The sequence below is a fragment of the Streptomyces sp. NBC_01498 genome (assembly GCF_036327775.1).
GTDB lineage: Bacteria > Actinomycetota > Actinomycetes > Streptomycetales > Streptomycetaceae > Streptomyces.
The window spans coordinates 2,764,598-2,776,365 of sequence record NZ_CP109598.1 but is presented as its reverse complement, the minus strand read 5'-3'; the positions used below and the strand labels follow the sequence as shown (position 1 = coordinate 2,776,365).

The window sequence follows — 11,768 nt, the reverse complement described above, 5'->3', positions numbered from 1 at the left end:
CCGGCAGCCGGCTCGGGACCGGAGTCGTTGTGCCGTGTCCCCACCCCCCACTCCGCGCGCCTTAGCAGCCGCCCGCCGCCAATCGCGAGGACCGCGAGGACCGCGACGACCGCGAGGCATGGGAGCTATCCGGAGCGTCGCCCGCCGTCGGCCGCACCACCGTGATCACGGACGGCTGCCGCCGGGGCACCGGCCTGCGCGTTGTCCGTGCAGTCGCGGCAGCAGCCCGGTTCCGCCGCGCGGAAGGCGCGTTCGCGGCGGTCGCAGTTCTGGAACGGGAGCGGGCGTACGACCGCGGGCGCTGCCGGTAGCGGCGGCGGCAGCAGGGCTGTGAGGCGGTGGGCCAGTAGCGCGGCCGGGTGGCGGGTGTCGTCGGGGAGCCGGGCGGCCAGTGTCCGCCGTACGGAGGCGGGCTCCACCCCGCGCTCCAGCCAGGCCGCGACCCCGTCCGAGAGCCGCCCGACATCGCCCTCGGCGAGCACCAGCCGCGAGTCCTGCTGCCTGAGCCCCGCGAGCAACTCGGCTGCGGCGCGGCGCTGTTCGGGGTCGGGGACGGCGGGCCGGGGGAGCGGCGGCGGGGCCGGTCGCGAGGGTGTGGGCGATGGCGATGGCGATGGCGCGGGCGTGGGTGCCGGTTCGCGCTCCGGTGCCGGTTCGCGGTCCGGTGCGGGTTCGGGTGTGGGGTCGGGCTTCGGTACGCCTACGGGTGCCGCTTCCCGCACAGGCACAGGCACAGGCACACGTACAGGCTCCGATACGCGTACCGGCTTCCGTGCTCGTACGGGCTTCCGCGCCACCGACGGCTGGTTGTAGGACACCGTGCGCGTGACGACCCGCCCGCCGGGCAGCCGCTCGCGCGACCGCTCCAGATAGCCCGCCGCCTCCAACTCCCGCAGCGCGGAGGCGATCCGGGCCTCGCTCTCCGGGAAGCGGGCCGTGAGGCACTTGATGCCGATCAGGGCCCCGCCGGGCAGCGACTGGATGTGGACGGCGAGTCCGATCGCGACCAGGGTCAACTCGCGGTGCTGCGCGAGGTGGTTGCCGATGACCGTGTAGCGGTTGGTGCGCCGGGTGTTGACGTGGACGACACCGGATCGGGCGACGGGCCGGGGAACTCCGGCGGTGGCGCGAGAGGGCGCGCTAAGGTGCTGAACATCCATGGGGAAGGGGTGTACTTCCTGCGTGGTCAGGCCCTCGCCCGGGATGTCCGTCCCGGCGGGGGCCGTCGTCTGTGGTGGAGCTGTCGGCGCGAGCATATGCCTGCCAACCCGGTCGAAATCCAGCCCAGTTGCCCGAATTCACCCCTGTGGGTGACGGGAGGCTGGTGGGGTTGGGAAGGGTCTTTTTCCCACGTCCTTGAGAGTTTCTTACGTCGTGCGCCACCCGGTCGCGGCCCACCCGGTCGCGGCCCACCCCGTCCCGGCGCACCCCGTCGCGGCGCACCCCGTCGCGGCCCACCGGGTCGCGGAGACCCGCGACCCGGTGAGCCGCCGCGCCTGTCCCGCCCGTCCCTGCCGGGGAACGGCAAAGCGCGCCGCGCGGGAGACCGCACGGCGCGCTGCGACGGGGTGAGGCACCGACAGGCCGGCGCCGGTACCCGCCGGAGGAACGGGCTTACTCCGTCCCGAAGACCTCCTCGGCGGAGGACGCGGTGATGGACCGCAGGAACCACTCCCGCAGAAGGCCGGCGTCCGCGCAGGTCGTGATCCGCTCCCGGGCGTCGTCGGAGAGGTGAACCTCGCGCCGCTCAAGAATCAGCAGAATGTCTTCCGCCCGGGTCTCGGTACGAGCCTCGTCGCGGATCTCTTCCGAGAGGGGTGAGGTGTAGAAAGAAAGGTCCACGGCCACCAGGTTCCTCCACTGTTCTGCGGCTGGGCGCCTGCCCAGGCCCTGTGCGGTGAGTTCGACGAGCGGGCCGGTGAGCGATTCCGGCGCCTCCCGTAGTGCGGCGGACAGCGACTTCAGTATGGCACCGATGTCCGGATCGTCAGCGTGTGTGATCGCCGAGAGAGTGGCGAGCGCCAGGTCCTTACGAGCCTCGGCCGTGTTCGTGATCAGCGGCATGTTGTGCGGACCGGCGACAAGTGGGCGCAGCGTGAGCGACGCCCATTGCGAGGGGCCGATGTGCACAGGGCGGGACGCCCATTCCGCTGTCGCTCGGTCCTGGCACACGACCAGGAGCAGCGGCGGCGTCTTGTACTTCGCGTACAGATACGACAGGTAGTACGTCCAGCTGGCGGGCTTGTCGATGTCCTTCTTCCCCTGTGCCTCGACAGCGAGAAGTAAGGGCTCGTCGTGCTCGGTCTCCAGGCGCAGGAGCGTGTCGACCCGGCGTTCCACCGGCCGGGCCTCGGTGAGGTCGGTCGGCAGGACCGTGACCGAAGTAGGTGGGGAGAAGGCGACGCCCAGCACCTCGGAGACGCGGGAGAACAGCCCCGGGTACTCCTGGAAGATGCGGTGCATCGCCTCGTGGGGCGCGCTGACCATTCGGGTTCCTGTGGGGTAGTTCGATGGGGCGGGGCATGCCTTCGGCATATGCCATCGCAGCTGTTTCGCTGATCATAAGAGGACAATCCGCCCCATCCGCCGCTCAGTTGGGCGTATTCACCCGCACGGGTGAGTCGGGGCGTACGAGGTCCAGCTCCGCCCACACCGTCTTGCGCGGCACCGGACCCGACACCACTCCCCACCGGTCCGCCAGTGCCTCGACCAGCAGCAACCCACGCCCCGACTCGTCGTCCGGAGAGGGCTGTTCGCGGTCGAGCACGGGGAGGCGGTCGCCCCGGGTGTCCGTCACCTCGATACGGAGCACGTGCCCGTCGTCCGCCCTGTGCAGCTCCAGCAGGAAGTCCCGCCCCGACAGTCGGCCGTGGGTGGCCGCCCTGGCGGCGAGTTCCGCGGTCACCTGTTCCGCCGTCTCGATCGTCCGGGTCGGTTTTCTCGCGTACGCCTCCGAGCGCTGAGACCTGCGGCGGCCTCGTCCGGTTCGACAACGGGGCCGCCCGTACGCGATCCGCAGTGGCAGGAGACCGGCCCCGCCGCACGGCGGCCGACGGCCCAGTGGTCCGGAGTTCCGACCCTCGGCATCGGGATCAGAGCGCGGATGTGCCGCTCACCCCCGGGCCGGCGGCCCGGCCGGGCTCAGTCGGTCGTCTTGACCACCCGGGCGGGGACTCCCGCGACCAGGGTGTGGGCGGGCACATCGCGACTGACCACCGCACCTGCGGCGACCACCGCACCCGCGCCGATGGTCACGCCCTGCAAGATCACGGCGGACGTCCCGATCCACACTCGATCTTCGATGACGATCGGGGCGTAGGTGAGGTACTCGCGACGCTCGGCGAGCGGCAGAGGGTGGCCCCCGGTGATGAGGCTGACCTTCGGGGCGATCATGACACCGTCGCCGATGCGGATTCCGCCCCTGTCCATGAACGTGCATCCCTGGTTGACGAAGACGTTCTTCCCGAACGTCGTGTTCAGTCCGTGCTCGGTGAAGAACGGCGGGTAGATCGTCACCGACTCCGTGAGCGGGCCACCGAACACAACGGAAAGTAGTTCCGCACGGCCTTCGGTGTCGCTGAACGGCAGCACGTTCAGGCGGGACGTCGCGTCGGTCACCTCGGCGATTCGCTCCGCGTGGCGCGTGAACTCGGGTGACCGGACATACATGATCTGTTCTGTGCGGGTGGACATACGACGATCCCACCACCCCGAAGAGGGAGCGATCAAACAACCGCACGGCCTCTCGGGCACAACCGGTCGTTGTGGAAGTAGGTTGAAGCCGTGGATGTCGAAACTCTGCGGACGTTCGTGGCCGTCGCCGGGACCGGCCAGTTCGGGGCAGCGGCCGACGAGCTCGGGATCAGCCAGCAGGCGGTCTCCAAGCGGATCGCGACCCTGGAGAAACACGTTGAGGTCATGCTCCTGGTGCGAACCTCGCGGGGATCCAGGCTGAGCCTGGACGGGCAGCTTTTCCTGCCGCACGCCAAGAGGGTCCTTGCCGCCTTCGAGCAGGCCGAGCGGGCCGTACGCCCGGGCACCCGGCCCCTGCGCGTCGACGTCCTCAACCGGCGCATCGCTCCGGCCCAGGCCGTCTACCAGTTCTACCGCCATCACACCGGGATGAACCTGGACGCGGTCACACTGGGCAACGAGAACGCCGCCCAGGCCGTCCAGGCGGTGCTCGAAGGAACCGTCGACGCGTCCTTCCGCGCCCTGCCGGTGAGCCAGGCCCCCGCCGGGATCGGCGCCGAACGACTCCTGGACTCACCCCTGGAGCTCCTGGTCGGGCCCGGCCACCCCTTGGCGAACGTGCCTCGGGTCAGGCCCGCGGATCTGGCCGGCCACCGCATCTGGATTCCCGGGATCAGGCCGGGCACGGAGTGGGCGGCGTTCTACCAGTCGCTGTCCGGGGCCTTCGGTCTGAGCATCGACGCGCTCGGCCCCCACTTCGGTGACGAGGCGCTGATGGACGCGCTGGCGGACTCGGACTCGCTGGCCACCCTCGTCGGCAGCGGGGACCGGTACCTGTGGCCCCAGACTCACGATCTGCGGCGCGTCCCGTTGCGCGAACCGACCCCGGTGTACCCGCACGTGCTGCTGTTCCGGGCCGGGGACCGGCACCCCGTACTGACCGCGTTGCGCGACCATCTGCGCACCTCAGGGCCCCGTACCCCGGACGACGCGTGGATGCCGGAGTGGATGGACCGCTGATCCGGACGCCCGATTCACCGGACACGCCCCAGGTCCGTGACGCCGCGCCGAGTGTGATCGCGAAGGCGCCTCCACGCTCTGCGGCATCCCCGGTTGCGGAGCGTGAGAGTCCGGGTTGCCCGGTGGGCCGGGGCGCCGGTTGACTGCCGGGCATGGTGGACGACATGGAGCAGGCCGGGGCGTACATGCTCGCGGAGTTGGACGCGACCCCGTTGGGGGAGCTACGGCGGCGGGCCGCGATCGTCGGTGCCCTGTCGGCCGGGCCCGCGTCCTTCTCGCAGGAGTCGGTGTCCTACCGGGTGGACGGCGCGACGCGGTTCGCGTGGAACGACAGCGGCGGCCAGTCGGTCAAGTGGTACTTCACCGACGGCGGGCGGGCGCTGCTGCTCGCGTTCGAGCACGAGGGCGAGTTGAACTACCCCGGCCCGCCGGGCGAGTTCGCGCACCAGCTGTCCTACTACCGGGGTGTCCCCGACGACCTGATGCGGTACGCGGGGGACCGTACGAAGGCGTACGAGAACATGACCGTGGCCGATCCTGACACCGGTGCGGAGCTCCTGACGGCGACCGGGGTGTGCTGGTACGACGGCGCTCACTGGCACGTGGCGGACGGGCTGACGGCGTACTGCGGGGAGAACGGCATCGACCTCGACCTGGAGGCGGGTCTCGACATGAGCCCGTACGTCCTCGACCGGGACTTCACGCCGGAGACCTACCTCGACCACTACTGGTACCGCGACGAGACCGGCGCTCCACCGGCCGCCGAGCGCGCCGCCCTGCTCGACGCCGTCCGCCCGGTCTTCGACCGGTACCCTCCGGCCGGCTGACGCGCCCGCCGTCAGCCCCGGGGTTCGCCCGTCCCCCCGTGGGGTACGCTCTCCGGCCGCGATTGGCCAGGGCTCCGGGGCATATGGCACACTGCTCAGGTTGCTCGGTTGAGTGCCGATGCTGCGCGCCTCCCGTCGGGAGGACCGGAAGCGAGTCCCACAGTACTCGTCGTCCTATCTGCCGCTCACGGCAGCAATGGGGCGGACGTACGGGAATCTTCTGGGAAGCGTCAGCGGGGTACCGGCCAGGCTCCCGGTGGACTTTCGTCCCCGATCTCGTGGGCATCGGGCCCGCATCCCCTCGCAGGGAAGTCCTTCGGGATTTCGTACGAAGAGGGAATGCGACACGCCCGACCGCGTGGGTCGGAGACAGGCGCGATGTGCAAGTGTCGCGAGCCGCCCGGGGGCCAGAGCGTTTCGAGAGAACAGGACTACTGAGTAGCCATGGCGGGACAGAAGATCCGCATCCGGCTCAAGGCCTACGACCACGAGGTCATCGACTCTTCGGCGAAGAAGATCGTCGAGACGGTGACTCGCACTGGTGCGTCGGTCGCGGGCCCGGTGCCGCTGCCCACTGAGAAGAACGTGTACTGCGTCATCAAGTCGCCGCACAAGTACAAGGACTCGCGCGAGCACTTCGAGATGCGTACGCACAAGCGCCTGATCGACATCCTCGACCCGACGCCCAAGACCGTTGACTCGTTGATGCGCCTGGACCTTCCGGCCGGCGTCGACATCGAGATCAAGCTCTGAGAGGCGCGGAAGAGATGGCAAAGCAGATCAAGGGTGTCCTGGGCGAGAAGCTCGGCATGACCCAGGTCTGGGACGAGAACAACCGTGTCGTCCCGGTGACCGTGGTCAAGGCCGGACCCTGCGTCGTTACCCAGGTCCGTACGAATGACTCCGACGGCTACGAGTCGGTCCAGATCGCCTTCGGCGAGATCGACCCGCGCAAGGTGAACAAGCCCCTCAAGGGCCACTTCGCCAAGGCCGACGTGACCCCCCGCCGCCACCTGGTGGAGCTCCGCACCTCCGACGCCGGCGAGTACACGCTCGGCCAGGAGATCACCGCTGCCGCGTTCGAGTCCGGCGTCAAGGTCGACGTCACGGGCAAGAGCAAGGGCAAGGGCTTCGCCGGTGTCATGAAGCGTCACAACTTCAAGGGCCTCGGCGCCGGTCACGGAACCCAGCGCAAGCACCGCTCTCCCGGCTCCATCGGTGGCTGCGCCACCCCGGGCCGTGTGTTCAAGGGCCTCCGCATGGCGGGTCGCATGGGCAACGAGCGGGTCACCACCCAGAACCTGACCGTCCACGCCGTTGACGCGGAGAAGGGCCTGCTCCTCATCAAGGGCGCGGTCCCCGGTCCGAACGGCGGCCTTGTCCTGGTCCGCACCGCGGCGAAGGGGGCCTGACGACATGAGCAGCACCATCGACATCATGTCGCCCTCGGGCGACAAGACCGGGACCGTCGAGCTCCCGGCCGAGATCTTCGACGCCAAGGTCAGCATTCCGCTGATCCACCAGGTCGTCGTCGCGCAGCTGGCCGCGGCCCGTCAGGGCACGCACAAGGTCAAGCGTCGTGGCGAGGTCCGCGGTGGTGGCAAGAAGCCCTACCGCCAGAAGGGCACCGGCCGCGCCCGTCAGGGTTCGACCCGTGCGCCGCAGTTCGCCGGCGGTGGCGTCGTACACGGCCCCACCCCGCGTGACTACTCGCAGCGGACCCCGAAGAAGATGAAGGTCGCCGCGCTGCGCGGGGCCCTCAGCGACCGGGCCCGCAACGCCCGTATCCACGTCGTCTCCGACGTGGTCGAGGGTGCGGCGTCCACCAAGGCCGCCAAGTCCCTGCTCGGCAAGGTCAGTGAGCGCAAGAACGTGCTCCTGGTCGTCGAGCGGAGCGACGAGGCCGCGTGGCTGTCCGCGCGCAACCTCCCCGAGGTCCACCTGCTGGACCCGGGACAGCTCAACACGTACGACGTGCTTGTCTCCGACGACGTGGTCTTCACCAAGGCCGCCTTCGAGTCCTTCGTGTCCGGCGGGGCTGCGCGACAGACTGCCGAGACCGAGGGGAGCGAAGCCTGATGGCCGAGATCACCAGCAAGACCTACACGGACCCGCGTGACGTTCTCGTCAAGCCCGTGGTGTCCGAGAAGAGCTACGCGCTGCTCGACGAGAACAAGTACACGTTCATCGTGGCGCCCGGCTCCAACAAGACCCAGATCAAGCAGGCCGTCGAGGCGGTCTTCTCGGTCAAGGTCACCGGGGTCAACACGATCAACCGGCAGGGCAAGCGCAAGCGCACCCGCACCGGTTTCGGCAAGCGCGCGGACACCAAGCGCGCCATCGTGACCCTCGCCGAGGGCGACCGTATCGACATCTTCGGCGGCCCGACTTCCTAACGGGAGTCGGATCGTTCAGAAGTCCGGAATATTCCGAGGACTGAGAAATGGGTATCCGCAAGTACAAGCCGACGACCCCGGGCCGTCGTGGCTCCAGCGTCGCCGACTTTGTCGAGATCACGCGGTCCACGCCGGAGAAGTCGCTGGTCCGCCCCCTGCACAGCAAGGGCGGCCGTAACAACGCCGGTCGTGTGACCGTTCGCCACCAGGGTGGTGGCCACAAGCGCGCCTTCCGTCTGATCGACTTCCGTCGTCACGACAAGGACGGCGTGCCGGCCAAGGTCGCGCACATCGAGTACGACCCGAACCGCACCGCGCGCATCGCGCTCCTGCACTACGCGGACGGCGAGAAGCGCTACATTCTCGCGCCGCGTGGCCTGGCGCAGGGCAGCCGTGTCGAGAACGGCCCGTCCGCCGACATCAAGCCCGGCAACAACCTGGCGCTGCGCAACATCCCGGTCGGTACGACCATCCACGCCATCGAGCTGCGTCCCGGCGGCGGTGCCAAGTTCGCCCGTTCCGCGGGCACTTCGGTGCAGCTGCTGGCGAAGGAGGGCGCCATGGCGCACCTTCGTATGCCGTCCGGAGAGATCCGGCTGGTCGACGTCCGCTGCCGCGCCACCATCGGCGAGGTCGGCAACGCCGAGCAGTCGAACATCAACTGGGGCAAGGCCGGCCGTATGCGCTGGAAGGGCGTCCGCCCGACCGTCCGCGGTGTCGCCATGAACCCCGTTGACCACCCGCACGGTGGTGGTGAGGGCAAGACCTCCGGTGGTCGCCACCCGGTCAGCCCGTGGGGTCAGAAGGAAGGTCGTACGCGTTCGCCGAAGAAGGCGAGCAACAAGTACATCGTCCGCCGCCGCAAGACGAACAAGAAGCGCTAGGAGCGGGTTTAGATGCCGCGCAGTCTCAAGAAGGGGCCCTTCGTCGACGGCCACCTCATCAAGAAGGTGGATGTCCAGAACGAAGCTGGCACCAAGAACGTCATCAAGACCTGGTCCCGTCGCTCGATGATCATCCCGGCCATGCTGGGCCACACCATCGCGGTGCACAACGGCAAGATCCATGTCCCGGTGTTCGTCACCGAGTCGATGGTCGGCCACAAGCTCGGCGAGTTCTCGCCGACTCGCACCTTCCGCGGCCACGTCAAGGACGACCGGAAGTCGAAGCGCCGCTAAGCGCGGGGTGGAAACGACTATGACTTACACCGAAGGGACAACCATGGAAGCCAGGGCCCAGGCGCGGTACATCCGCGTCACGCCCATGAAGGCCCGCCGCGTGGTGGACCTCATCCGTGGCATGGACGCCACGGAGGCTCAGGCGGTCCTGCGTTTCGCCCCGCAGGCCGCGAGCGTGCCGGTCGGCAAGGTGCTGGACAGCGCCATTGCCAACGCCGCGCACAACTACGACCACTCCGACGCCTCTTCGCTGGTCATCAGCGAGGCGTACGTGGACGAGGGTCCGACCCTGAAGCGGTTCCGGCCGCGTGCCCAGGGCCGCGCCTACCGGATCCGTAAGCGGACCAGCCACATCACCGTGGTCGTCAGCAGCAAGGAAGGAACCCGGTAATGGGCCAGAAGGTTAACCCGCATGGGTTCCGGCTCGGTATCACCACGGACTTCAAGTCCCGCTGGTACGCCGACAAGCTGTACAAGGACTACGTCAAGGAAGACGTCGCCATTCGTCGCATGATGACGAAGGGGATGGAGCGTGCCGGTATCTCCAAGGTGGAGATCGAGCGCACCCGTGACCGCGTCCGCGTGGACATCCACACCGCACGTCCGGGCATCGTCATCGGCCGCCGCGGCGCCGAGGCCGACCGCATCCGCGGCGAGCTGGAGAAGCTGACCGGCAAGCAGGTTCAGCTCAACATCCTCGAGGTCAAGAACCCCGAGGTGGACGCTCAGCTGGTGGCCCAGGCCGTCGCCGAGCAGCTGTCCTCCCGCGTCTCCTTCCGTCGCGCCATGCGCAAGAGCATGCAGTCGACGATGAAGGCCGGCGCCAAGGGCATCAAGATCCAGTGCGGTGGCCGCCTCGGCGGTGCCGAGATGTCGCGCTCGGAGTTCTACCGCGAGGGCCGCGTGCCCCTGCACACGCTCCGCGCCAACGTCGACTACGGCTTCTTCGAGGCCAAGACGACCTTCGGCCGGATCGGCGTGAAGGTCTGGATCTACAAGGGCGACGTCAAGAACATCGCCGAGGTGCGCGCCGAGAACGCCGCGGCGCGCGCGGGCAACCGCCCGGCCCGTGGCGGCGGCAACGACCGTCCGGCCGGCCGCGGTGGCCGCGGTGGCGAGCGTGGCGGTCGCGGTGGCCGCAAGCCGCAGCAGGCTCCCGGTGCCGAGGCCCCCAAGGCCGACGCCCCGGCTGCTCCGGCCGCGGAGGCCGCTCCCACGTCTACCGGCGGAACGGAGGTCTGACCGACATGCTGATCCCCCGTAGGGTCAAGCACCGCAAGCAGCACCACCCGAAGCGCAGCGGAATGTCCAAGGGCGGTACGCAGGTCTCGTTCGGCGAGTACGGCATTCAGGCCGTGACGCCGGCGTACGTGACGAACCGTCAGATCGAGGCCGCCCGTATCGCGATGACCCGCCACATCAAGCGTGGCGGCAAGGTCTGGATCAACATCTACCCGGACCGTCCGCTCACCAAGAAGCCCGCCGAGACCCGCATGGGTTCCGGTAAGGGTTCTCCCGAGTGGTGGATCGCGAACGTCAAGCCCGGCCGGGTGATGTTCGAGCTGTCCTACCCGAACGAGAAGGTTGCCAAGGAGGCGCTGACCCGCGCCGCCCACAAGCTTCCGATGAAGTGCCGCATCGTTCGGCGCGAGGCAGGTGAGTCGTGATGGCGGCCGTTACCAAGGCGTCCGAGCTGCGTGAACTGGGCAACGAGGAGCTTGTCGGCAAGCTTCGCGAGGCCAAGGAAGAGCTGTTCAACCTCCGCTTCCAGGCGGCGACCGGTCAGCTCGAGAACCACGGCCGGCTCAAGCTGGTCCGGAAGGACATCGCGCGGATCTACACCCTGATGCGTGAGCGCGAGCTGGGCATCGAGACGGTGGAGAGCGCCTGATGACTGAGAGCAACGTGACTGAGACGACCGAGAAGACCGAGCGCGGTTTCCGCAAGACCCGTGAGGGTCTGGTCGTCAGCGACAAGATGGACAAGACCGTCGTCGTCGCTGTCGAGGACCGTGTGAAGCACGCGCTGTACGGCAAGGTCATCCGCCGTACGAACAAGCTCAAGGCGCACGACGAGCAGAACGCCGCCGGGATCGGCGACCGTGTCCTCCTCATGGAGACCCGGCCGCTGTCCGCGACGAAGCGCTGGCGCATCGTCGAGATCCTCGAGAAGGCCAAGTAATCCCTCCCAGGGCATTCCCTGGGAGTAGTTCCGCCAGGCTCGGCGGGGGCCCCGCACACGCGGCGGCCCCCGCCGGGAACCGGCAGACGATCAGGAGATAGACGTGATCCAGCAGGAGTCGCGACTGCGTGTCGCCGACAACACTGGTGCCAAGGAGATCCTTTGCATCCGTGTTCTCGGTGGCTCGGGTCGCCGCTACGCGGGTATCGGTGACGTCATCGTCGCCACCGTCAAGGACGCGATCCCCGGTGGCAACGTGAAGAAGGGTGACGTCATCAAGGCGGTCATCGTTCGCACCGTGAAGGAACGCCGCCGCCAGGACGGCTCGTACATCCGCTTCGACGAGAACGCCGCCGTCATTCTGAAGAACGACGGCGACCCTCGCGGCACCCGTATCTTCGGCCCGGTGGGCCGTGAGCTGCGCGAGAAGAAGTTCATGAAGATCATCTCGCTCGCGCCGGAGGTGCTGTAAG

The 11,768-nt window shown here is 68.6% G+C and carries 17 protein-coding genes and 1 pseudogene; 15 read left to right on the top strand and 3 right to left on the bottom strand.

The window, feature by feature from the left end:
* Positions 1–98: 98 nt before the first annotated feature.
* A pseudogene (locus OG875_RS11645) lies at positions 99–197 on the top strand (IS5/IS1182 family transposase); the annotation flags it as partial.
* Positions 198–1,614: 1,417 nt separating this feature from the next.
* On the opposite strand, the gene OG875_RS11635 reads toward OG875_RS11645, so the two are convergent.
* The 3 genes from OG875_RS11635 to OG875_RS11625 all read right to left on the bottom strand — a co-directional run bounded on the left by OG875_RS11635 (position 1,615) and on the right by OG875_RS11625 (position 3,693).
* The gene (locus OG875_RS11635) at positions 1,615–2,487 is read right to left on the bottom strand and encodes a hypothetical protein (RefSeq protein ID WP_330174146.1); all 873 of its coding nucleotides are present in this window, start codon (positions 2,485–2,487) and stop codon (positions 1,615–1,617) included.
* A 103-nt stretch (positions 2,488–2,590) separates the two neighbouring features.
* Positions 2,591–3,019, bottom strand: coding sequence for an ATP-binding protein (locus OG875_RS11630; RefSeq protein WP_443079256.1), 429 nt, complete (start codon positions 3,017–3,019; stop codon positions 2,591–2,593).
* A gap of 122 nt (positions 3,020–3,141) precedes the next feature.
* Entirely contained in the window at positions 3,142–3,693 is a 552-nt protein-coding gene (locus OG875_RS11625) for a DapH/DapD/GlmU-related protein (RefSeq protein WP_443079103.1), read from the bottom strand.
* Positions 3,694–3,783: 90 nt separating this feature from the next.
* On the opposite strand from OG875_RS11625, the gene OG875_RS11620 reads away from it, so the two are divergent.
* The 14 genes from OG875_RS11620 (at position 3,784) to rplN (ending at position 11,767) form a co-directional block, all read left to right on the top strand.
* The gene (locus OG875_RS11620) at positions 3,784–4,713 is read left to right on the top strand and encodes a LysR family transcriptional regulator (RefSeq protein WP_330174145.1); all 930 of its coding nucleotides are present in this window, start codon (positions 3,784–3,786) and stop codon (positions 4,711–4,713) included.
* A 152-nt stretch (positions 4,714–4,865) separates the two neighbouring features.
* Positions 4,866–5,540 (top strand): hypothetical protein, encoded by a 675-nt coding sequence (locus OG875_RS11615; RefSeq protein WP_330174144.1) that lies wholly within the window; start codon positions 4,866–4,868, stop codon positions 5,538–5,540.
* 444 nt (positions 5,541–5,984) lie between these two features.
* Positions 5,985–6,293, top strand: a complete 309-nt coding sequence (gene rpsJ, locus OG875_RS11610) for a 30S ribosomal protein S10 (protein ID WP_003948644.1) — start codon at positions 5,985–5,987, stop codon at positions 6,291–6,293.
* 14 nt (positions 6,294–6,307) lie between these two features.
* Positions 6,308–6,952: a 50S ribosomal protein L3 gene (gene rplC / locus OG875_RS11605; RefSeq protein WP_329383132.1), complete on the top strand. Its 645-nt coding sequence runs from the start codon at positions 6,308–6,310 to the stop codon at positions 6,950–6,952.
* A 4-nt stretch (positions 6,953–6,956) separates the two neighbouring features.
* Positions 6,957–7,619: a 50S ribosomal protein L4 gene (gene rplD, locus OG875_RS11600; RefSeq protein WP_330174143.1), complete on the top strand. Its 663-nt coding sequence runs from the start codon at positions 6,957–6,959 to the stop codon at positions 7,617–7,619.
* Positions 7,619–7,936 (top strand): 50S ribosomal protein L23, encoded by a 318-nt coding sequence (gene rplW, locus OG875_RS11595; protein WP_023539344.1) that lies wholly within the window; start codon positions 7,619–7,621, stop codon positions 7,934–7,936. Before rplD ends, rplW begins: the two co-directional genes overlap by 1 nt.
* A 47-nt stretch (positions 7,937–7,983) precedes the next feature.
* On the top strand, positions 7,984–8,820 hold the full coding sequence (gene rplB, locus OG875_RS11590) for a 50S ribosomal protein L2 (protein ID WP_330174142.1): 837 nt from the start codon (positions 7,984–7,986) through the stop codon (positions 8,818–8,820).
* A 12-nt stretch (positions 8,821–8,832) separates the two neighbouring features.
* On the top strand, positions 8,833–9,114 hold the full coding sequence (gene rpsS / locus OG875_RS11585) for a 30S ribosomal protein S19 (protein ID WP_023539342.1): 282 nt from the start codon (positions 8,833–8,835) through the stop codon (positions 9,112–9,114).
* Between the two features lie 43 nt (positions 9,115–9,157).
* On the top strand, positions 9,158–9,505 hold the full coding sequence (rplV, locus tag OG875_RS11580) for a 50S ribosomal protein L22 (RefSeq protein ID WP_016645177.1): 348 nt from the start codon (positions 9,158–9,160) through the stop codon (positions 9,503–9,505).
* Positions 9,505–10,356, top strand: coding sequence for a 30S ribosomal protein S3 (rpsC, locus tag OG875_RS11575; protein ID WP_330174141.1), 852 nt, complete (start codon positions 9,505–9,507; stop codon positions 10,354–10,356). The genes rplV and rpsC overlap by 1 nt, the downstream gene beginning before the upstream one ends.
* 5 nt (positions 10,357–10,361) lie before the next feature.
* The gene (gene rplP, locus OG875_RS11570) at positions 10,362–10,781 is read left to right on the top strand and encodes a 50S ribosomal protein L16 (protein ID WP_330174140.1); all 420 of its coding nucleotides are present in this window, start codon (positions 10,362–10,364) and stop codon (positions 10,779–10,781) included.
* Complete coding sequence (gene rpmC / locus OG875_RS11565) at positions 10,781–11,005, top strand: 50S ribosomal protein L29 (protein ID WP_330174139.1); 225 nt, start codon at positions 10,781–10,783, stop codon at positions 11,003–11,005. Before rplP ends, rpmC begins: the two co-directional genes overlap by 1 nt.
* Positions 11,005–11,295 (top strand): 30S ribosomal protein S17, encoded by a 291-nt coding sequence (gene rpsQ, locus OG875_RS11560; RefSeq protein WP_330174138.1) that lies wholly within the window; start codon positions 11,005–11,007, stop codon positions 11,293–11,295. The genes rpmC and rpsQ overlap by 1 nt, the downstream gene beginning before the upstream one ends.
* A 103-nt stretch (positions 11,296–11,398) precedes the next feature.
* On the top strand, positions 11,399–11,767 hold the full coding sequence (gene rplN, locus OG875_RS11555) for a 50S ribosomal protein L14 (protein WP_023539336.1): 369 nt from the start codon (positions 11,399–11,401) through the stop codon (positions 11,765–11,767).
* The last annotated feature ends 1 nt before the right edge of the window (position 11,768 follow it).

Bases quoted from the DNA above. Each gene is read 5' to 3' on its own strand.
- rplP (WP_330174140.1), top strand. From the start codon at position 10,362: ATGCTGATCCCCCGTAGGGTCAAGCACCGCAAGCAGCACCACCCGAAG.
- rplC (WP_329383132.1), top strand. From the start codon at position 6,308: ATGGCAAAGCAGATCAAGGGTGTCCTGGGCGAGAAGCTCGGCATGACC.
- rpsC (WP_330174141.1), top strand. From the start codon at position 9,505: ATGGGCCAGAAGGTTAACCCGCATGGGTTCCGGCTCGGTATCACCACG.
- OG875_RS11625 (WP_443079103.1), bottom strand. From the start codon at position 3,693: ATGTCCACCCGCACAGAACAGATCATGTATGTCCGGTCACCCGAGTTC.
- rplW (WP_023539344.1), top strand. From the start codon at position 7,619: ATGGCCGAGATCACCAGCAAGACCTACACGGACCCGCGTGACGTTCTC.
- rpsS (WP_023539342.1), top strand. From the start codon at position 8,833: ATGCCGCGCAGTCTCAAGAAGGGGCCCTTCGTCGACGGCCACCTCATC.
- OG875_RS11615 (WP_330174144.1), top strand. From the start codon at position 4,866: ATGGTGGACGACATGGAGCAGGCCGGGGCGTACATGCTCGCGGAGTTG.
- rplB (WP_330174142.1), top strand. From the start codon at position 7,984: ATGGGTATCCGCAAGTACAAGCCGACGACCCCGGGCCGTCGTGGCTCC.
- rpsQ (WP_330174138.1), top strand. From the start codon at position 11,005: ATGACTGAGAGCAACGTGACTGAGACGACCGAGAAGACCGAGCGCGGT.
- OG875_RS11635 (WP_330174146.1), bottom strand. From the start codon at position 2,487: ATGGTCAGCGCGCCCCACGAGGCGATGCACCGCATCTTCCAGGAGTAC.
- rplV (WP_016645177.1), top strand. From the start codon at position 9,158: ATGGAAGCCAGGGCCCAGGCGCGGTACATCCGCGTCACGCCCATGAAG.
- rpmC (WP_330174139.1), top strand. From the start codon at position 10,781: ATGGCGGCCGTTACCAAGGCGTCCGAGCTGCGTGAACTGGGCAACGAG.
- rplD (WP_330174143.1), top strand. From the start codon at position 6,957: ATGAGCAGCACCATCGACATCATGTCGCCCTCGGGCGACAAGACCGGG.
- rpsJ (WP_003948644.1), top strand. From the start codon at position 5,985: ATGGCGGGACAGAAGATCCGCATCCGGCTCAAGGCCTACGACCACGAG.